We start from the raw sequence: 18250 nt of genomic DNA on the forward strand, positions 1-18250 counted from the left end.
CAATTCGGGCGAGAGCCCGTATATCGCCAGGCACTCGCCGATAGCGTCCCCCGTAGACTTGCCTTCCCGTGAGCCTGAGCCTCGGAATCGTGGGTTTGCCCAACGTCGGCAAGTCGACCCTTTTCAACGCGTTGACGCGCAACAACGTGGTGGCGGCCAACTACCCGTTCGCGACGATCGAACCGAACGAGGGTGTGGTGTCGCTGCCCGATCCGCGGCTGGACAAACTGGCCGAACTGTTCAAATCCGAGCGGACCGTGCCGGCGCCGGTGACCTTCGTCGACATCGCCGGTCTGGTCCAGGGGGCGTCGGAGGGAGCCGGCCTGGGCAACAAGTTCCTGGCCCACATCCGCGAGTGCGATGCCATTTGCCAGGTGGTGCGGGTGTTCGCCGACGACGATGTGACGCATGTCTCAGGCAAGGTCGACCCGGGATCCGACATCGAGATCGTCGAGACCGAGTTGATCCTGGCCGACATGCAGACACTCGAGCGTGCGCTGCCCAGGCTGGAGAAGGAAGCCCGCACCAACAAAGAGCGCAAGCCGCTGTACGACGCAGCGGTGGCCGCCCAGCAGATCCTCGACGGCGGCAAGACGCTGTTCGGTGCCGGGATGGATGCCACGCTGCTGCGGGAGTTGAACCTGCTGACCACCAAGCCGTTCCTGTACGTGTTCAACGCCGATGAGGCGGTGCTGACCGACCCCGAGCGGATCGCCGCGTTGCGTGCGCTCGTCGCGCCGGCCGATGCCGTATTCCTCGACGCTGCAATCGAATCCGAACTCATCGAACTCGACGACGAATCCGCCGCCGAGCTGCTGGAGTCGATCGGGCAGACCGAGCGGGGCCTGGATGCGTTGGCGCGGGCCGGATTTCACACATTGAACCTGCAGACCTATCTGACCGCCGGGCCCAAGGAAGCGCGCGCGTGGGTGATCCACCAGGGTGACACCGCGCCGAAGGCGGCCGGCGTGATCCACACCGACTTCGAGAAGAAATTCATCAAGGCCGAGGTCGTGTCGTTCGACGACCTCGTCGCCGCCGGTTCGATGGCAGCGGCCAAAGCCGCCGGCAAGGTCCGGATGGAGGGCAAGGACTACGTGATGGCCGATGGGGACGTGGTGGAGTTCCGACACGGATAGCCGTCGGGCCGGGATTCTGCTGTGAAAACAGGTCGTGGCCTTTTAGCGTTGGTGAATGACTTCAACTGACCCCGCCGAGGCCCCGTCCCGCGGCTTCACTTCCCGGACTGTGCGGTGCGCGGTCTACGGATGCATCGCCTTCGTCGGACTCTTTGCGACCTGGGTGCCCAATCTCAGTTACACCTTCGGGGGGTTCATGCACGACTTCATGAACGACCTGAAAGTCACTCCGGCAAGCCGGTCGTACACCGGTGATCTTGTCGTGTTGGCGCTTGCCGCTGTGGTCCTGATGGTGGTCGAGGCTCGAAAGCACGGCGTGAAGTTCGTGTGGCTCTATGTCTTCGGCGGGTTCGCTACCGCGATCAGCGTTACGTTCCCGCTATTCCTGATTGCCCGCGAGATGAGGATGAGCCCGGCCGACAACGTGCGCATCCGCCCGGTCGACGTGGTCCTGTTGGTGGTGGTCGCCGTCCTGGTCGCAGGCCAGATTGGGTGGGTTGGGCTGGCGTGACCGGGAGCGGTGGCGATCGAGTTTCGGTTTGGAAATCCATCTGCAATCGAGCAGGACCGCGTAGTAGGCAGGTGATGTGAGGCGCCGCGGTAGAGAACTTGCTCGTCGAGTTCCTCGGTGGCGTGCGCTGAGGGCTGCCAGCGCGGACTTCCTCAAGTGGCCTGAGAGAGACCTGCACCCTCGATGAGGTGCCAGAGGAGGTGCGCGCCGTCGGGCGGCTGCCGCGGTGACCTATCGCGTCGAACTCACCGGCGCCGCGAGGAGGGCACGCGCCGACCCGCCGTCACGCTGACTGGACGCTCGGTGTCGTCGGTCCCGCCGGGGCGGTGCTGGGGGGCGAGGTGGGAACCTTGCTGGGAACACTCGGCGGAGTCAGGGCACCGCCGTACTGGGGGCAGTACGCCTGGATGGCGGCGCCGGTGAAGTAGGCGGCGTTCAACGACGGCCAGCTGGTCGCATCGATGACCTTGGCGATCAGCTCCGCATTGGTGTTGCCGGGATTGTCGTGCAGGGACCCGCAGACGATGGTCTTCGCGACCGCGATCGCTTTGTCCGGCGGACCGAAACTCATGCCGGAGGTGTTGAGGTTGGCTAGGAACGCGTCGTCTTTGGTGTCGGCGAAGGCCGGTGCGGCTAACCCCACGGCCACGACCAGCAACGCGAAGGCTTTCGGCACCATGATCTGTCCCCTCGAGTCTTGAGTCCATCGCAGTTTAGCCAGCAACGGGCTGGTGCCGCCTGCGCTTGACATCAGCACTTGCCTTCACACGCGGTCGAGGAAATTCTTGAGAGATGCGGATGGCACAGCGGTCGAAGGGGCTCTTGACCCGCGCCGCGCCGGCGAGCTCGGTTGCCGGCCTGACGGGTGGCATCGCCCGGCCCCGGCCCCGATGCCGAGCAACCACTGGACTCCGGTGTAAGCACCGGCAAGGACGACGGGAGACGCAGATGATCAGATCGTTGGCAGTCCTGGTTATCGCGGGCGCAGTCCTGACTCTCGCGCCCACCGCGGCAGCGGAACGGACGGTGACGGCGACGCAGGCCTGCGCGGAGGCGATGCCGGGGTCCATTCCAGTACAACTCACCTTCGAGCTGTCCTGCCAGGACCCCGAAACGTGGAAACGGGTGGGAACCTTGCCCGGAACCGAGGCCATGCCGGCGCTGATGGCCCGGGTCTTCCCCGGTGCGTATCGGGTCAACCCGGCCAACCGGTGGTCGGACTGGGTGATCCCGGAGTAGGCGCCGCATGGTCGCTGGGACGGCGAAAGTGACGTATCCCTCGTGTAGACATCGATATGACCCACGCCACGCAGTGGAGACACGATTCGGTGTTCATTGAGCGGCTCTGCACCGGCCGCGACCATTGATTTTCGAGTCCAAGTCATCTCCCGGCGTCCACGTTGCAGCATTGCTCCGCTCAACCGAGGATAGCTGTCCTAGCACGTCAAACGTTCACGCGTTTGCGTAGCGTAATTTGCTGACCAATTACAATAATCACACTGATCACATCTGTTTCACTTTATTGATTGATACGTGACATCGCTGCTGTAAGCGCAGGTCAATCCGCTATTGGAAACGGCGTGACCGGCACCACAAATTTTGATTACCTATCGAACTCGTCGGTAGCGTGCCGATTCATGATTGCACTAGCCACGCTTTTAGCACTCGTTAATCAGGTGTCCGGGACGCCGTACATTCCGGGTGGAGATTCGCCGGCCGGGACCGACTGTTCAGGATTGGCTTCGTGGGTCGCAAATGCTGCCAGTGACCAACCCGTATTCGGCAACAGGTTCAATACCGGAAACGAAGCGGCCGCATTGGCGGCTCGAGGCTTTCAGCCCGGTACCGCTCCCAACGCGTTGGTGATCGGCTGGAATGGCGGGCACACTGCGGTGACGCTGCCCGACGGCACGGCCGTGTCCAGCGGAGAAGGTGGTGGCGTGCGTATCGGTGGCGCCGGTGCCTACCAGGCCGGCTTCACCCACCACATGTTCTTGCCCGCAGGCGACCTGCCTGAAGGGGAATTGCCGGTGCCGGACGGTCCGCCTGTGCTGGTGGACGCGGCGGCGCCGGAGATGGCTCCACCCGCTGCTGAGGCCGGCGAGCCTACCCCGGGTCCCGTCGGCGAACCCGACGCGCCAGTCGCCTGACCAACGTTTCCTGTCGCAGCAAACCATAACCGCAGCCACACCCTGCGGCGCATTTGTGGGTTGAATCACAATGTGCCCAGGGTGTGGTTTGCGTCAAATTCCCCAACCTGCTTATCAGACTTTGTGGAATATACCCGCGAAGCTCCTTGCGTATTCCTGGTCGCATTGTCGGAATGTCGAATTCCGAATGCGGGAATTCAGTTCAACTGACCGCGATCTCTTTGCCGAGTCGGTAGCCGGGCGCCAACGGCAGCGTGTCGCCACTCCAGAACTTGCCGGGGTCGAACCAGTTCGTGTCCTTGTCGGTGAGAAGCAGGCCCATCTCCTCGTAGGTGATAGCGACCGTCTCCGCGCAGTACGCCGTGGCCATGCCCATGTTGCGCTGCGCCGCTTTTCTCCGCTCGCTGTGTGCGCGAACCTTCTTGTCCACCAACGGGATTCCGCGGAACCAGTCGTTGATGGTCGGTAACCGCCCGCGTAACCAGCGGCCGGTCAGCCGAGCGGTCGTCGGGAAGGCCGTGCCGTTCATCCGGGCGATCACCTGCAGCAGCGCGTTCTCCTGCTCGCGGCTGGCATACGGCGTCAGTTGACGTAACCAGCAGCGCTGGTGGTAGTTCTGCGTCCACCGCTGGAACACCTCGCGCGCGTCGTTGAGTTGGACACCACGATGGTTGGTGCCGGTCCACACGTCCACCAACTTGTCGCCCAGTTCGGCGTGCCAGATCAGCGGTGGCAGATCGTCGATGGCCACGGTCATGCCGACGTGATTCACCGGGGCATTGGTCAAGGTCTGGATGGCGCGGTCCGGTCCTGAGCCGCCCCGGAACAACCACAGGTCACCGGTGCGGGTTTCGGTCAGCGCTTGCTCCAGGGTGAGGGTGCTCGAGTCCACCAGAGCACTTTAGGCAGGATCAGGCCGTTATAGCCTGTGCTGATGCGCAACATCTGGAAGTGGATCGGGTTGGCCGGTGCCGCGGGCGTCGTTGCCGGTGGCGCTGTGGTGGTGCGCGATCAACGCAAACGCCGCGCGTACACGCCGGACGAGGTCCGGGCCCGTCTGCATCAGCGGCTGGCCGAGTCCGCTGCGGACCGCGATCAGTCCGAATCGGATCCGACCCCCACCGCGAACAACCGGTAACTGCCGGAGAAGCCTTTCAGCTCCACCTCCCGACCGTCGTCGAAAGTGATGTCGTCGCACTCCCGAACGGCGTCGCGCACCGGTTCGCTCACCAGGATCTCGCCGCCTTCGGCCTGCGCGGCAACCCGGGCGGCCATCGCGACGTTGCGACCGAACAAATCCTCGCCGCGGCGTACCGAGCGTCCCATGTGGATGCCGATCCGGACCCGAATCTCCTGGTGGCGCTTGCGTTGTCCGTCTCTGAAGATCGCGTTCTGCACGTCGATTCCACACCGGACCGCCTGATCGGCTCGGGCGAACGCGACCATGTATCCGTCGCCCTGGCTCTTGACCACGTGACCTTCGCGCTTTCGCACCCGCTCCTGCACCAGCTTGTCGTGCGCGCCGATCAGCTTGACCCAGGCGCGGTCGCCGATGCGCTCGTTGAGCGCGGTGGATTCCTCGATGTCGGAGAACAAGATCACCACACGCCCATCCTTGGTGACCTTGGCCAGGTCGGGCCGTTCGACCTCGGCCCAGTCGGCCAAGTCTTCGATAGAGCCGCGCACCGCCGCTCCGAAACCTTCTTTGCGCACCAAGTTGGCGGTGTTCCACACCGTTTTGACCGCTTCGCGGCCGCCGGACCACAACCGGGTGCGCACGTCGGCGCGGTGCTGTAGTTCGGCCAACTCGGCGCGGCTACGGTGCAGCAGTCGCCACAGCACTACCAATCCGACGGCTTCGGCTACGGCGATGCCGCCCAGGATGTAGACCGCGATCCGCAGCGCATCGCCCATGCCGAACATCCTGACAGGCCGCTGTACGGCTATCTCGCCGGGCCGATGATGTCTAGGGTTGACGAGGGCGGCCCCGGGAAATACATGCTGACGGTGTAGTCGGCACCTCAGATCTGTTGGTGATTCGTGGAACTGCCGGTGACCCGGCGCGAAGGAGACGAGATGCAGCTGGGCATGGTCGGCCTCGGCCGGATGGGCGCCAACATCGTCCGTCGCGTCGTGACGGGCGGACACCAGTGCGTGGTGTACGACCACAGCTCCGATGCGGTCAAGGCCATGGCCGGCGAGGAGAACGTCACCGGTGTCTCCTCGCTGCGCGAGTTGCGGGATAAACTGGCCGCCCCGCGGCTGGTGTGGGTGATGGTGCCCGCCGGAACCATCACCACGGGGGTGATCGACGAACTGGCCGGTATCCTCGAGGCCGGCGACATCGTGATCGACGGCGGCAACTCGTACTACCGCGACGACATGAAGCATGCGAAGACGTTGGCCGACAACGGTATTCGGTTACTCGACTGCGGCACCAGCGGCGGCGTGTGGGGCCGCGAGCGAGGTTACTGTCTGATGATCGGCGGCGACCAGGACGCCTTCGACCATGCCGAACCGATTTTTGCCACCATCGCGCCCGGGGTGAACGCAGCCGAGCGGACCCCGGGCCGCGAAGGCAGGGTCGCCCAACCCGAGAACGGTTACCTGCACTGCGGCCCGGCCGGAGCCGGCCACTTCGTGAAGATGGTGCACAACGGCATCGAGTACGGCATGATGGCTTCGCTCGCCGAAGGCCTGAACATCCTGCGCAACGCCGACATCGGCACCCGCATCGAAGAGGGCGACGCTGAAACCGCGCCGTTGTCCAACCCCGAGTATTACCAGTACAACTTCGACATCCCCGATGTCGCCGAGGTATGGCGCCGCGGCAGCGTGATCGGTTCCTGGCTGCTGGACCTGACCGCGATCGCCTTGCATGAATCGCCCGATCTGGACGGCTTTTCCGGTCGGGTCTCCGACTCGGGTGAGGGCCGGTGGACCTCGATCGCGGCAATCGACGAAGGCGTTCCAGCGCCGGTGCTCACCACCGCGTTGCAGTCCCGGTTCGCCTCACGCGACCTCGACGACTTCGCCAACAAGGCGCTGTCGGCGATGCGCAAACAGTTCGGCGGGCACGCGGAGAAGCCGGCGAACTAACCCTCGACGAACCGCACCACCGCCTCGCTGAAGGCGTCGTTGTCGTCGCCCGCCGCGGTGTGCCCCGCATCGGACAACTCGACGAATTCCGCGCCGGGCACCTGAGACAAAAAGTGTTGCACGCCTTCGGGACTGACTACATCGGACAACTTGCCCCGAATCAGCAGGACCGGGATGGTCAGGTCGGCGGCCGCCTGCTCGAAGCCCTCGGTGCGCAGTTCCGGGTCGTCGCCGGGCTTGGTCATGAACGCCGGGTCCCAGTGCCAGTACCAGCGGCCGTCGCGCAGCCGCAGGTTCTTCTTCAGACCTTCCGGGCTGCGTGGCCTGGTCCGGTGGGGCAGGTAGGCGGCGACGGCATCGGCCGCCTGTTCGAGAGTTTCGAAGCCGTCGATGTTGGTCATCATGAAGTCCCGGATCCGGGCGCTGCCGTTCTTTTCGAACCGCGGCACCACGTCGACGAGGACCAGTTTGGTCACCTTCTGCGGCCCGGCCCGGTCGGCGACCAGGATGCCGGTCAACCCGCCCATGCTGGCCCCGATGATCACCACGGGGCGGCCGATCACGTCCAGGACGTGCATGACGTCGGCGGTCAGCGTCTCGACGTCATAGTCGGCATCGGGTGCGCGGTCGCTGTCTCCGTGTCCGCGGGTATCGATCGCGATGACGTGATAGCCGTCGTCGGCCAGGACCTGGCCGGTGTTCTTCCAGGAGAACCGGTTCTGGCCACCGCCGTGCAGCATCAGGATCGTCGGCCGGTCTGCCGGATCGGGCACGCCGCGGTTCCATTCGTCGGCGACCAGGGTGATCCCGTCGACCCCGGAGAACTCGACCGTCTGGGGGCTGGGCATGTGATGAGTCTCCTTCGGTTGGGGTGCAGAAGCCAGGTAGGCGCGAATGACCTCGACGAGCATCTCGCGGTTGCGGGTGCTGTCCAGCGGTGTGGGCCAGGTGAGCTGAAGGGCGACCAGGCCGCGGATGGTGCTCCAGATGAGGTTGCCCAGCCGGCTTGCCTGCCCCGGGGTGATGCCGGTGGCGAGGTGCTCACCGATCTCTGTCATGCGGGCCGTCATCGCGGTCAGGTGGGCGTTGGTTGACGCGGTGCGGGCTGCGCGGGTAGCGATCAGGATCTCCAGGGCGGCCATCGATGTCGGGCTGGAGAACGCGCGCCAGACCGCCTCGACGACAAAAGCCGGTCGGTCCTGCGACCGGATCTGTGCCACCTGCGCGGGCAGGTCGTCGAGGGTCTGCAGCAGGTCGGCAAATCCCTTGTCCACCACCGCCATCAAGATGCCGTTCAGGTCTCCGAAGTGGTATTGCACTGCGCCCCAGGTCAATCCGGCACGCTCGGTGATCTGCCGCATGCTGGGCGGGGCGAATCCCTCCTGCAGCACGTAGCGGACGGTTTCGTCGATGACGGCCTGGCGGCTGCGTTCGGCACGCGCCTGGCCACCGGACGGCGGTCGGCGCGGTGCTGTCACGGGGTCACCACATCACGCCACGCAGGTGATCCAGCGGCCGCAGGTCGTGGGCGGCCAGGATCCCGCCGGGTGCGCGGCACACCGCCTCGATCAGATTGACAACCCTTGCCGCCGTCGCGATCACGCCACCGTCGTTGTGGTCGACGCGGGCACTACCCAGGTGGGTGTTGATTTCCACGCCCGGGCTGCCTTCGACGACCACCCGGTGCACGCCGGGACGACCGTCCGGCGGATAGGCCCAGTCGGGAGCAGCTTGCGCGCCAAGACGATTGACGTGCTCCATGGTGATGACGACTGCGCCGTCCCGCACCCCTTCGACACCGAAGCGCACGGCCGCGACCTGTCCCGGTTCGACGTGCATCATCACGCAGTCGATGGGCTGCGGTGTCACCCACTTCTCGCACCGCTCGCGTATCTCGTCGAGCTCGACGCCCAGGTCCTGCGCCAGGCTGCGCACCTGCACACCCCACATCGAGGTGAGTACACCGGGGCTGAACATGATCGGCGTGTGATCCGGTGTGGTGCCGAAACCGAAACTCACACCGGTGAATTCGGCGTCATCGTAACTGGCGTAGTCGCAGATCTCCTGCACGGTGATGCTGGTGGCGCGCTCGGCCAGGCTCAGCGCGGTGTAGGCGAGGGTGTCGCCGGAGAAGCCGGGGTCGACGCCGTTGATGTAGAGCGTGGTGTCGCCGTCGGCACAGGCCCGCTGCAGTGGCTCGCGCAACCACCGACCGGCGTGTCCCGGTGCCACCAGCCACACGAAGGAGGACCCCACGACGTTGGTGCCGGCCCGCAGGAAACGGCTGATTTCCGACATCGCCTCCTGCGGCCGGGTTTCGGCCTGCGAGGTGTAGACGACGCAGTCGGCGTTCAAGGCGACCAAGGCATCGACGTCGTCGGTCGCTGTGATGCCTGTCGGCGCGGCGAGTCCGCACAGTTCGGCGGCGTCACGGCCCACTTTGCCCGGGCTGGACGCGTGCACACCCACCAGCTCGAGATCGGGCCGTTCGATCAGCATGCGCAGCGCGTGACGGCCGACATTGCCCGTCGAATACTGGATCACCCGTCGCACGTCAACCACCCAGCTAAGTCCACCCGTCAGATGATTACACTCGTAATCTTTCGGGGCAAGCGCCGATGAGTTTCAGGCGCGGCCCGGGTCTATCTCGGTGCAGGTATTTCCAACAACCGGGAGGCGACATGCCAGCGATCACGCCCTCATTGTGGTTCGACGACAACCTCGAAGAGGCGGCCGAGTTCTACACGTCGGTGTTCCCCCACTCGTACGTCGAGGGGTTCACGCGGTACAGCGACGCCGGGCCGGGTGAACCGGGATCCGTGGCGTTCGGGACGTTTGTGCTGGACGGCACCCGATTCCTGGGCATCAACGGCGGACCGCACTTCACCTTCGACGAGGCGGTGTCCTTCACGATCCACTGCGCAGACCAGGACGAGGTCGACTACTACTGGCAGCGGCTGACCGAGGGCGGCCAGGAATCGCAGTGCGGTTGGTGCAAAGACAGGTTCGGCCTGAGCTGGCAGGTCGTCCCGGACCGGCTGATGGAATTGGTCGGCGACCCCGACCCGGCACGCGCCGCCGCGGCCACCAGGGCGATGCACGGGATGAGCAGGATCGTGGTGGCCGATCTGGAGGAAGCTGTCGTGCAAGTGTGAGCTCGGGCTTCTGCTCGCCCTGGCTGCCGGTTACGTTGGACTGAGCCGGTGAACAGGAGTCGTGTTGCCACAACCACGCTGGGTCGACGTGAGGAGCCCCAACGCCGACCTCAAAGCCCTGATGTGGGGTCCTGCGGATGCCCCGATTGCGTTGTGCCTGCACGGCTTTCCCGATACCGCCTACGGCTGGCGCAAGGTGGCGCCCCGGTTGGTCTCGTCCGGCTGGCGGGTGGTGGCCCCCTTCATGCGTGGTTACGCACCGTCGTCGATCCCGACCGACGGCAGCTACCACATCGGGGCGTTGATGGACGACGCGCTGCGGGTACGTGCGGCCGCGGGCGGCACTGAGCGCGACGTGGTGATCGGTCACGACTGGGGTGCGATGGCCGCCGCCGGGCTCGCCGCGCTGCCCGACACCCCATTCGCCAAGGCGGTGATCATGTCGGTGCCGCCGGTCGGTGCCTTCCGCCCGTTCGGGCAAGTGCCCGAGCGTGGGCGGCTGCTCCGTCAGATACCACCCCAGCTGGTGCGCAGCTGGTACATCAGCTACTTCCAGTTGCCGTGGTTGCCGGAACGGTCGGCGTCCTGGGTGCTGCCGCTGCTGTGGCGACGGTGGTCGCCTGGCTACCGCGCCGACGAGGACCTGCGCCACGTCGACGCCGCGATCGGCACGCCGGAGAGTTGGCGGGCGGCGCTGGGACCGTACCGTGCCACGATCCGCAATACCCGCCCGCCGCAGCAGTACGCCGAGTTGCACCGGCACTGGGTGCAGGCGCCCATGTTGCCGAGCCTGTACCTGCACGGCAACGACGACGGCTGCATGACACCGGCTTTCGCGCGCTGGGTGCAGCCGGTGCTGCCCACCGGTAGCGAGGTGGCCATCGTCTCCGGCGCCGGACACTTCCTGCAGCTCGAACAGCCGGACAAAGTGGCCGACTTGGTGTTGGCGTTCATCGGCTCCCCCTGATGCCGCGGATGGCGGCCGTCGACGCCCAGTTCTATTGGATGTCGGCGAAAGTCCCCAACGACGAGTTCCTGCTCTACGCGTTCGACGGTGCACCCGACGACGTCGAGCATGCTCTGGAGCAGGTACGCCGACGGGCGCAGGCCAGCCCCGCATTGGCGATTCGCGCCGAGGACGACTGTGCCGTCCGCTATCCACGGTGGGTGCCCGCCGACGTCGGGCCCGCCTGTACCGCCCGGCACGATCTGGCCGACGACAGCTGGGACGGTTGTCTCGCGGCAGTGGCCGGCCTGGCCGACAACCAAATGAGCAGGGGTGGAATCCCCTGGCGCATCCATCTATTCACCCCGGTGCAGGGCATTCCGGGAGCATCCGGACCGGGCGCCGTTGTCGTTGTGCAGGCCACGCACGCGTTCGCCGACGGCCGCCGGGGCGCCGCGCTGGCCGCGTTCCTGTTCGGCAGGGCGGGCCCGGCGCCAGAGGTCCCCAGGCCGCGGTCCGGGCTGGTGCCGCTGCGGGCGCTCGACGCGGTGCGTACCCACCGGCAGTTGGTTGCCGATACCGAAGCCGGGCTGGTGGCGCCGGCCCTGGGCACCCGGCCGCCGCTGGCCACCAATGCCCGGCCACGGGGTGCGCGGTCCATTCGCACGTTGGTACGCCACCGTTCCCAACTACCGGGTGCCACCGTCACCGTCGGCGTACTGGCCGCGGTCTCGGACGCGATGTCGGAAATGCTGGGCGGTGACATCGATTCATTGGGTGCCGAGGTGCCGATAGCCAAATCGGGTGCCCGCCTGGGCTGCAACCATTTCGCCAACGCCGTGGTGGGGCTGTATCCGCAACTCGCGCACGCCGAACGGCTGCAGCGGATCGGCGTCGACCTGGCCAACGCGCGTCGTCGCCTCGAGCACCCCGCCGTCCGGGCCGGTGACCGTGCATTCGCCAGCGTCCCCGCGGCGTTATTGCGTTGGGGAGTATCGAAGTTCGACGTCGACGCCCGGCCCGCGCACGTGGCCGGCAACACGGTGGTCTCCAGCGTGCATCGCGGCCCCGCCGATCTGCGCTTCGGGGACGCCCCGGTGGTGCTGACCGCCGGGTACCCGTCGCTGTCCCCGCTGATGGGCCTGACCCACGGAGTGCACGGCATCGGCGACACCGTTGCGGTCAGCATCAACGCGTCGGGATCGGCTGTTCCCGATGTGGATGCCTACATGCGGCTGCTGGACACGGCGCTGTAGTCACTAGCCTGCGTCGCCGGATCGGGCAGCTTCCTCCCGGGTCAGACCGGCGGCCAGGATCAGTTCCTCGTGCAGTTCGAACCACACGGTGTGATAGGAATCGATGAGTGGCCTTGTCAGCCAAGGGATCTCACCTGACTTCACCCGGTTCAGCGCGACGTCCAACTTGGTCACGTAGGCGCTGAGGCGCGGCAGTTGCGCGGTGACCGGGCCGATGATCAGCACCAGGCGCCGGTGCACATCGTCGAGGCGGGCCAACACTGCGGCGTCGTAATCCGCATCGGCGTGATCGTTGGGCCGGTCGTCCTTGAGCTGCCAGTCGGTGACCAGAGATTTGAATTCGCCGTTGACCGAACGGAATTCGTCGTAGACCGCGGTGATCGTGGCCGAGGCGACATGCTGGCGTTCGGCGGCGAGCAATTCGGCGAGCCGGGCGCGACCCGTCGGGGAGATCCGTACCGTGGGTCCCTCGACCAGTAGCCCGGCGTCGGCCAGTCGATCTACTGTCTTGCCGACGGTGTCGTGGTCCATCCCCAGGGTCGCGGCCAGGTCGGGCACGCTGACCCGCCCTTTGAGGCGAACAGCCTGCAGCACAGCCAATTCGGTCACCGGTCGACTCCCGCCCGTCGCGCAATCTCGGCGAGTTCGCGCAACTCCGGAGTGTCGTCCTCGGACCATGCGGTGAGCGGCAGAATGCCCTGGCGTACTTCGCCTTCGTAACCGTCGACGGTGATCTGCTTGCCGGCCAGCGCCGCGGCGACACCGTGACCGCAGCCCACCACCGCCACCCGGCCCAGTTCGCGGCTGACGACGGCGGCATGGCTCGCGGCGCCACCGACTTCGGTGACAATGCCCTGCGCGGCCAGCATCCCGAGCACGTCCTCGGGTCTGGTGTGGTCGCGCACCAGGATGACCTGCTCGCCGCGGTCGGCGGCGTCCAGCGCCTCGTCGACGTCGGTGTATGCGGTGCCGGTTGCGACACCTGGGCAGGCCGGTAGACCCTTGGCCAAAAGCGCTGCGGATAACCGGCTTTCCGGTTGTAGCGCGGGTCGCAGCACCGTCTCGATGTGCGCGGAAGTCACCCGGCGCAGGACTTCGGCATCGTCGATGAGCTGTTCGTGCCGGAGCTGCAGAGCCAGGCGCACCGCGGCAGGTGCTGACCGCTCGGCCGCCCGGGTCTGCAGCAGCCAGAGTTTCCCGTCTTCCACGGTGAATTCGATCTCCTGCACGTCCGAGTGGAAGCGTTCCAGGCGTCGGGCGGCGGACATCAACTCGTCGAAGATGATCGGTTGCTGATCGCGCAGGGCATGGATCGGCTCGACATCGACCAGTCCCGACACCACGTCGTCACCCTGGCCGCCCGGCAACCACTCGCCGAACGGTTCATTGGCTCCGGTGATCGGATTGCGTGACGACAACACCCCGGCACCGGAGTCGGCGGTCAGGTTGCCGAACACCATCGCCTGCACCACGGCGGCCGTGCCGCCGCGCGCGTCGCGGCCGTAGTGTCCGCGGTATGCGGTGGCGCGAGGGGAGTTCCATGACGCGAACACGGCTTCGATGCCCGCGCGCAACTGTGCGTAGGGGTCCTCGGGCGGGTCGTCTCCGACCACGCGCCGGTACATGGTGGTGAACCGGCGGCGGGTGTCGCGGGCGAATGCCGCGGCCTGGTACCGGGCCAACGCCTGCTCGACAGCGTCGTTCATCCCGAGGTCGAGGATCGTGTCCATCATGCCGGGCATCGACTGGGTGGCGCCCGAGCGCACGCTGACCAGCAGCGGCAGCGGCCCCTTCCCGAAGGTGCGCGAGGTTTGCTCTTCCAGCCACCCCAACCGGTCCAGGACGGCGTCCCAGATTGCATCCATCGTCGGCGCGGGATCGGCCAGATACCGGGTGCCGACCTCGGTGCTGATGCAGAAAGCGGGCGGCACCGGCAAATGGTGCCTGCGCATGGTGTCGATGCCGTGGCCCTTGTTGCCCAGGATCTCCCGGGGCCGATCAGCCCGGCCGTCGAGCAATACGACGCTGTCGTGCAGGGTGCCGACGGGGGAATCATGGCGTGGTGCGACCCGAGCCATGGTGCACCCCCTAGTCTTTGAGCTGCCCGATCGGTGCTGCGGGCAAACGCCGGAACGCCCGCAATGGTCCCACACCGGTGGTTGGCCGCGTCCGTCACAAGCGATGATCTAGTTTGAACTGTATGACTGCCATCGATGTCGGGTTATTGATTCTGCGGTTGGTACTGGGTCTGACATTGGCCGCGCATGGCCTCAACAAATTCTTCGGCGGCGGCCGGATACCGGGGACCGCGCGCTGGTTCGAGAGCATCGGAATGAAGCCCGGGAAGTTTCATGCCACCGTGGCCGCCAGCACCGAGACCGCCGCCGGACTGGGCCTGGCAGCCGGTTTGCTGACGCCGATCCCGGCGGCGGGTTTCGTGTCGCTGATGATCGTCGCGGCGTGGACGGTGCACCGCCACAACGGCTTCTTCATCGTCAAAGAGGGCTGGGAGTACAACCTGGTGCTGGCGCTGAGTGCCGTCGCAGTGGCCACCGTCGGCTCGGGCAAGCTCAGCCTGGACTACCTGCTGTTCGGCGAGAAGCTGTGGATGACCGGATGGAGCGGCCTGGCGATCTCGCTGGGGCTCGGTCTGGCCGGCGCCATCGGGCAGCTGCTGATTTTCTATCGGCCACCGGCGCCGCAGCCGCAATAGCGCTACGGATCGTCGGCCTGGTCGGTTTCAGGTCTTCATTCGGGGTGGTGCAGCTCCGACGTCACCGGCGAAGAGCTCGGCCTCGCCCGACAGCGCGAGGACTGTATGGCGGTCTGTATGGCCCGGATACAGGCCGTGGTGGCGTGGGATCTCGACAGGTTGCATCGTCGTCCTTTCGAGTTGGAAGCATTCATGGCCCTGGCCCACCCGTCGACCCGAATGCTCTGGTGTGGCCGTGAGAACTGTGGTGGCTACCTGGTCGGCCTGGGCGACTACCAGACCAAGCGCCCTATGTACCGCTGCAAGACCTGCCGGAGCGTGTCGATCCGCGCCGAGTTCGTCGAGCCGATGGTCTACGCCCTGCGGTCGCCGCCTGGCTCGCGAGGATGCCGTGGATTTGCTGATGCCGAGATCGACGAGGCGGAAGCCGAGGAGCTGCGGGCCGAGAAGTAGGCTTCGTACGGGCGGTTGCCGAACTTCGGCTTGGCTACTGGGTCGGCCATGTGGGGATGGTAAACCCCGCAACGAAGAGTTTGCCGAATCCGACCCGGCGACACCTGCTGCTCTCTTACGCTCCCTTCGTTCAACCACGAAGAAGGGAGTGGATCAATGTCGATCCGCGCTGTAATCCTGTCCATGGCCGCTGTCGCCGCCGTCCTGGGTATCGGAGTCTCTGTCGCACCCGCTGCGCAGGCAGACCCGCCCTACGCGACCTGCGCTCAGGCGGCTGCCGACGGCAGATACAACATTCCCCGGGGCGACCCGGCCTATAGCCAGAAGCTGGACCGAGACAACGATGGCATCGCCTGCGAACGGCGATAAGCCCCCGCGCCTGACTCAGGCGCAGATCCGCGCCATCGTGTCGGTCATCGCGGTGATCGTGGCGGTGGTGATGGTGTTTGCCGGGTACAAGCTCGACGAGGCCCAGCGACCGGCTGGGCCACCTCGCAGCACCAGCAGCCTGACCGTCAGTCCTGCGTCCAGCGACCTGCCCCACCATTACGCGAATTGTGCTGAGGCTTGGGCTGATGGCAGGACCAACATTCCACGGGGAGACATCGACTATCACCCGGCGCTGGACCGGGATGGTGACGGCGTGGCCTGCCAGCGTGGTGACTAGCCCGTCTTCGAACTTCAACCGCCAAGCGCTGCTCATGTTTAACGCGCTATTCGTGAAATTCTCGACGACCACGGTGACGATGATCCACCGTTCTGGGAACTCCCAATCATCACTGGGTTTGGCGAAGATGACTTTCGTACATTGCAGCATGAAATCGCGCGAATTTGTCGCGGGCGACGGCTTCTTCGCCGGTGCGGCCTTCGATGATCGGGGCCTGGTCGTCGGGGTTGCACATGCCGGGGGCGGCCAGTTTGGCCAACGCCGCTTCCAGGGTGGCCCGGAATTTCGGGGTGATCAGGCCGCTGATCGTCGACATCCCGTCGGGCTGTTAACGGCCCAGGGTGAGGCCGCGTGTGCGGGCCCGATCGGGCTCCCCGGGCAGGAAGTTGCCGTCGGGTTTGAGGCAGTCTCTGTAGACGCGGGCGTATTCGGTGAGCTGGTCGGGGCGATACCCGGTGGCAATGACGTCGGGGGGACGATCTCTGCGCTCGTGCCGCCCGACATACCCCGAACTCTAGGGACAGCCACCGACAAACCCGGCCGGATGCCATGCAGCACAGCCCTATTCGCGCACAGCGAAGCGAAGTCGGCGCTGTTGCGTACTGTGCCGGTTATGCGTATCCATGAGGTGCGGGCCCGCCGCAGCGCTGACGACTTTCCCCGCTCTGAGCACCTGGCTTGGAAGATCGCCGAGGTGGCGACCGACCCGGTAGCCGTCCCAGCTGACACCGAGGCCATGGTGATCAACCGGATCATCGACAATGCCGCGGTGTCGGCGGCCGCAGCCTTGCGACGTCCGGTCGCAGTCGCACGCGCGCAAGCGCTGGCCCACCCGGTCGTTACCGGCGCGAAGGTGTTCGGCGTCGAGGGCGACTACTCTCCGGAGTGGGCCGCCTGGGCCAACGGTGCGGCAGTACGCGAATTGGATTACCACGACACGTTTTTGGCTGCCGAGTACGCACACCCGGGCGACAACATCCCCCCGTTGTTGGCGGTGGCTCAGCACCTCGAATTGTCCGGGGCGGACCTGATCCGCGGACTGGCCACCGCGTACGAGATTCAAATCGACTTGTCCAAAGGGATCTGCCTGCACGAGCACAAGATCGACCACGTCGCACATCTCGGTCCTTCGGTGGCTGCCGGATTAGGCACCATGCTGCGACTCGACATGGCGACGATCTACCAGGCGATCGGGCAGGCGCTACACCTGACCACTGCGACGCGGCAGTCCCGCAAGGGTCTGATCTCGAGTTGGAAGGCATTTGCGCCGGCATGGGCCGGCAAGGTCGGGATCGAAGCAGTCGACCGGGCCATGCGGGGCGAGGGGGCGCCGGCGCCGATCTGGGAAGGCGAGGACGGCGTGATCGCGTGGCTGCTTTCCGGCCCGGAGCACACCTACCAGGTGCCGCTGCCCGAATCGGGCGAACCCAAGCGCGCCATCTTGGACAGCTACACCAAGGAGCACTCTGCGGAATACCAGAGTCAGGCCCTGATCGATCTGGCTCGCCGACTCCGCACGCGGATCGCCGACCTGGACCGCATTGCGACGATCGTGCTGCACACTAGCCACCACACCCACTACGTCATCGGCACCGGATCCAACGATCCGCAAAAGATGGATCCGGACGCGTCCCGCGAAACGCTGGACCACTCCGTGATGTACATCTTCGCCGTCGCACTACAGGACGGCACCTGGCATCACGAACGCTCCTACGCACCAGAGCGGGCACACCGGCCGGACACCGTCGAACTGTGGCACAAGATTTCGACCCGGGAGGACCCCGAGTGGACCAGGCGCTACCACTCCAGCGAACCGGCGGACCGGGCGTTCGGGGCCCGTGCGGAAATCACCCTGCGCAGCGGCGAGGTTATTGTCGACGAGCTGGCCGTCGCCGATGCACATCCGTTGGGCGCCAGGCCTTTTGGGCGCAAGGAGTATGCCGCGAAGTTCACCGGGCTGGCCGAGGGTGTGGTCGACGAGACCGCGCAACGACGCTTCCTGACTGCGGTTCAAGCGTTACCGGACTTGCCGGCAGGCGCACTGGGTGCGCTCAACGTCGTCCTCAAGCCGTCAGTGTTGGAGCAGGGACCGACGATTCCGGCCGGAGTTTTCGGGTGAGCCGGACTACCCGCCCCACTTAGCGGCTTCGGCGCCGTCGCG

Annotated in this window: 21 protein-coding genes and 1 pseudogene; 14 read left to right on the forward strand and 8 right to left on the reverse strand. The window is 66.0% G+C overall.

The window, feature by feature from the left end:
• The first annotated feature begins 68 nt into the window (after positions 1–68).
• Both ychF and AC5Y3Z_RS25005 read left to right on the forward strand, forming a co-directional pair.
• Entirely contained in the window at positions 69–1139 is a 1071-nt protein-coding gene (gene ychF, locus AC5Y3Z_RS25000) for a redox-regulated ATPase YchF (RefSeq protein WP_463828843.1), read from the forward strand.
• Between the two features lie 55 nt (positions 1140–1194).
• Positions 1195–1650, forward strand: a complete 456-nt coding sequence (locus AC5Y3Z_RS25005) for a DUF2834 domain-containing protein (protein WP_463828844.1) — start codon at positions 1195–1197, stop codon at positions 1648–1650.
• Between the two features lie 283 nt (positions 1651–1933).
• Here AC5Y3Z_RS25005 and AC5Y3Z_RS25010 read toward each other — a convergent pair whose 3' ends face one another.
• Entirely contained in the window at positions 1934–2329 is a 396-nt protein-coding gene (locus AC5Y3Z_RS25010) for a DUF732 domain-containing protein (protein ID WP_463828845.1), read from the reverse strand.
• A 269-nt stretch (positions 2330–2598) separates the two neighbouring features.
• Here AC5Y3Z_RS25010 and AC5Y3Z_RS25015 point away from each other — a divergent pair, with 269 nt between their 5' ends.
• Both AC5Y3Z_RS25015 and AC5Y3Z_RS25020 read left to right on the forward strand, forming a co-directional pair.
• Positions 2599–2889 carry a hypothetical protein gene (locus AC5Y3Z_RS25015; RefSeq protein WP_463828846.1) on the forward strand — a complete coding sequence of 97 codons (291 nt, stop codon included), beginning with the start codon at positions 2599–2601 and terminating at the stop codon, positions 2887–2889.
• Positions 2890–3386: 497 nt separating this feature from the next.
• A complete protein-coding gene (locus AC5Y3Z_RS25020) occupies positions 3387–3800 on the forward strand; it encodes a hypothetical protein (RefSeq protein ID WP_463828847.1) in 414 nt (137 codons plus the stop codon).
• A 202-nt stretch (positions 3801–4002) separates the two neighbouring features.
• Here AC5Y3Z_RS25020 and AC5Y3Z_RS25025 read toward each other — a convergent pair whose 3' ends face one another.
• Positions 4003–4692 (reverse strand): guanylate cyclase, encoded by a 690-nt coding sequence (locus AC5Y3Z_RS25025; RefSeq protein WP_463828848.1) that lies wholly within the window; start codon positions 4690–4692, stop codon positions 4003–4005.
• Between the two features lie 42 nt (positions 4693–4734).
• On the opposite strand from AC5Y3Z_RS25025, the gene AC5Y3Z_RS25030 reads away from it, so the two are divergent.
• Entirely contained in the window at positions 4735–4938 is a 204-nt protein-coding gene (locus tag AC5Y3Z_RS25030; RefSeq protein ID WP_463828849.1) for a hypothetical protein, read from the forward strand.
• Here AC5Y3Z_RS25030 and AC5Y3Z_RS25035 read toward each other — a convergent pair.
• Positions 4896–5723 carry an adenylate/guanylate cyclase domain-containing protein gene (locus tag AC5Y3Z_RS25035; RefSeq protein ID WP_463828850.1) on the reverse strand — a complete coding sequence of 276 codons (828 nt, stop codon included), beginning with the start codon at positions 5721–5723 and terminating at the stop codon, positions 4896–4898. The two genes, AC5Y3Z_RS25030 and AC5Y3Z_RS25035, sit on opposite strands and share 43 nt — an antisense overlap.
• Before the next feature lie 153 nt (positions 5724–5876).
• Between AC5Y3Z_RS25035 and gnd the strand changes: the two genes are divergently transcribed.
• Positions 5877–6899 carry a phosphogluconate dehydrogenase (NAD(+)-dependent, decarboxylating) gene (gnd, locus tag AC5Y3Z_RS25040; RefSeq protein ID WP_463828861.1) on the forward strand — a complete coding sequence of 341 codons (1023 nt, stop codon included), beginning with the start codon at positions 5877–5879 and terminating at the stop codon, positions 6897–6899.
• Here the strand turns inward: gnd and AC5Y3Z_RS25045 are convergent.
• Both AC5Y3Z_RS25045 and AC5Y3Z_RS25050 read right to left on the reverse strand, forming a co-directional pair.
• Entirely contained in the window at positions 6896–7747 is an 852-nt protein-coding gene (locus AC5Y3Z_RS25045) for an alpha/beta fold hydrolase (protein ID WP_463828862.1), read from the reverse strand. The two genes, gnd and AC5Y3Z_RS25045, sit on opposite strands and share 4 nt — an antisense overlap.
• Before the next feature lie 634 nt (positions 7748–8381).
• Positions 8382–9452, reverse strand: a complete 1071-nt coding sequence (locus tag AC5Y3Z_RS25050) for an NAD(P)H-dependent amine dehydrogenase family protein (RefSeq protein ID WP_463828863.1) — start codon at positions 9450–9452, stop codon at positions 8382–8384.
• A 128-nt stretch (positions 9453–9580) separates the two neighbouring features.
• On the opposite strand from AC5Y3Z_RS25050, the gene AC5Y3Z_RS25055 reads away from it, so the two are divergent.
• The 3 genes from AC5Y3Z_RS25055 (at position 9581) to AC5Y3Z_RS25065 (ending at position 12256) form a co-directional block, all read left to right on the forward strand.
• Positions 9581–10054 carry a VOC family protein gene (locus AC5Y3Z_RS25055; RefSeq protein WP_463828851.1) on the forward strand — a complete coding sequence of 158 codons (474 nt, stop codon included), beginning with the start codon at positions 9581–9583 and terminating at the stop codon, positions 10052–10054.
• A 64-nt stretch (positions 10055–10118) separates the two neighbouring features.
• Positions 10119–11021, forward strand: coding sequence for an alpha/beta fold hydrolase (locus tag AC5Y3Z_RS25060; protein WP_463828852.1), 903 nt, complete (start codon positions 10119–10121; stop codon positions 11019–11021).
• Positions 11022–11029: 8 nt separating this feature from the next.
• Positions 11030–12256, forward strand: coding sequence for a WS/DGAT domain-containing protein (locus AC5Y3Z_RS25065; RefSeq protein ID WP_463828864.1), 1227 nt, complete (start codon positions 11030–11032; stop codon positions 12254–12256).
• A 3-nt stretch (positions 12257–12259) separates the two neighbouring features.
• On the opposite strand, the gene AC5Y3Z_RS25070 is transcribed toward AC5Y3Z_RS25065, so the two are convergent.
• Positions 12260–12865, reverse strand: coding sequence for a MarR family transcriptional regulator (locus AC5Y3Z_RS25070; protein WP_463828853.1), 606 nt, complete (start codon positions 12863–12865; stop codon positions 12260–12262).
• Positions 12862–14334: a pyruvate, phosphate dikinase gene (locus AC5Y3Z_RS25075; RefSeq protein ID WP_463828854.1), complete on the reverse strand. Its 1473-nt coding sequence runs from the start codon at positions 14332–14334 to the stop codon at positions 12862–12864. The genes AC5Y3Z_RS25070 and AC5Y3Z_RS25075 overlap by 4 nt, the downstream gene beginning before the upstream one ends.
• Before the next feature lie 122 nt (positions 14335–14456).
• On the opposite strand from AC5Y3Z_RS25075, the gene AC5Y3Z_RS25080 reads away from it, so the two are divergent.
• The 4 genes and pseudogenes from AC5Y3Z_RS25080 to AC5Y3Z_RS25095 all read left to right on the forward strand — a co-directional run bounded on the left by AC5Y3Z_RS25080 (position 14457) and on the right by AC5Y3Z_RS25095 (position 16089).
• Positions 14457–14969 carry a DoxX family protein gene (locus AC5Y3Z_RS25080; RefSeq protein WP_463828855.1) on the forward strand — a complete coding sequence of 171 codons (513 nt, stop codon included), beginning with the start codon at positions 14457–14459 and terminating at the stop codon, positions 14967–14969.
• A gap of 126 nt (positions 14970–15095) precedes the next feature.
• Positions 15096–15173 (forward strand): annotated as a pseudogene (locus AC5Y3Z_RS25085) (hypothetical protein); the annotation flags it as partial.
• 432 nt (positions 15174–15605) lie between these two features.
• Positions 15606–15791 carry an excalibur calcium-binding domain-containing protein gene (locus AC5Y3Z_RS25090; RefSeq protein ID WP_463828865.1) on the forward strand — a complete coding sequence of 62 codons (186 nt, stop codon included), beginning with the start codon at positions 15606–15608 and terminating at the stop codon, positions 15789–15791.
• Positions 15766–16089 carry an excalibur calcium-binding domain-containing protein gene (locus AC5Y3Z_RS25095; protein WP_463828856.1) on the forward strand — a complete coding sequence of 108 codons (324 nt, stop codon included), beginning with the start codon at positions 15766–15768 and terminating at the stop codon, positions 16087–16089. Before AC5Y3Z_RS25090 ends, AC5Y3Z_RS25095 begins: the two co-directional genes overlap by 26 nt.
• Before the next feature lie 109 nt (positions 16090–16198).
• Here AC5Y3Z_RS25095 and AC5Y3Z_RS25100 read toward each other — a convergent pair whose 3' ends face one another.
• Positions 16199–16405 carry a DUF222 domain-containing protein gene (locus tag AC5Y3Z_RS25100; protein WP_463828857.1) on the reverse strand — a complete coding sequence of 69 codons (207 nt, stop codon included), beginning with the start codon at positions 16403–16405 and terminating at the stop codon, positions 16199–16201.
• Positions 16406–16702: 297 nt separating this feature from the next.
• Here AC5Y3Z_RS25100 and prpD point away from each other — a divergent pair, with 297 nt between their 5' ends.
• Positions 16703–18208, forward strand: a complete 1506-nt coding sequence (gene prpD, locus AC5Y3Z_RS25105; protein WP_463828858.1) for a 2-methylcitrate dehydratase PrpD — start codon at positions 16703–16705, stop codon at positions 18206–18208.
• Positions 18209–18250 lie beyond the last annotated feature (42 nt).

The sequence above is a fragment of the Mycobacterium sp. NGS61 genome, from assembly GCF_059812325.1.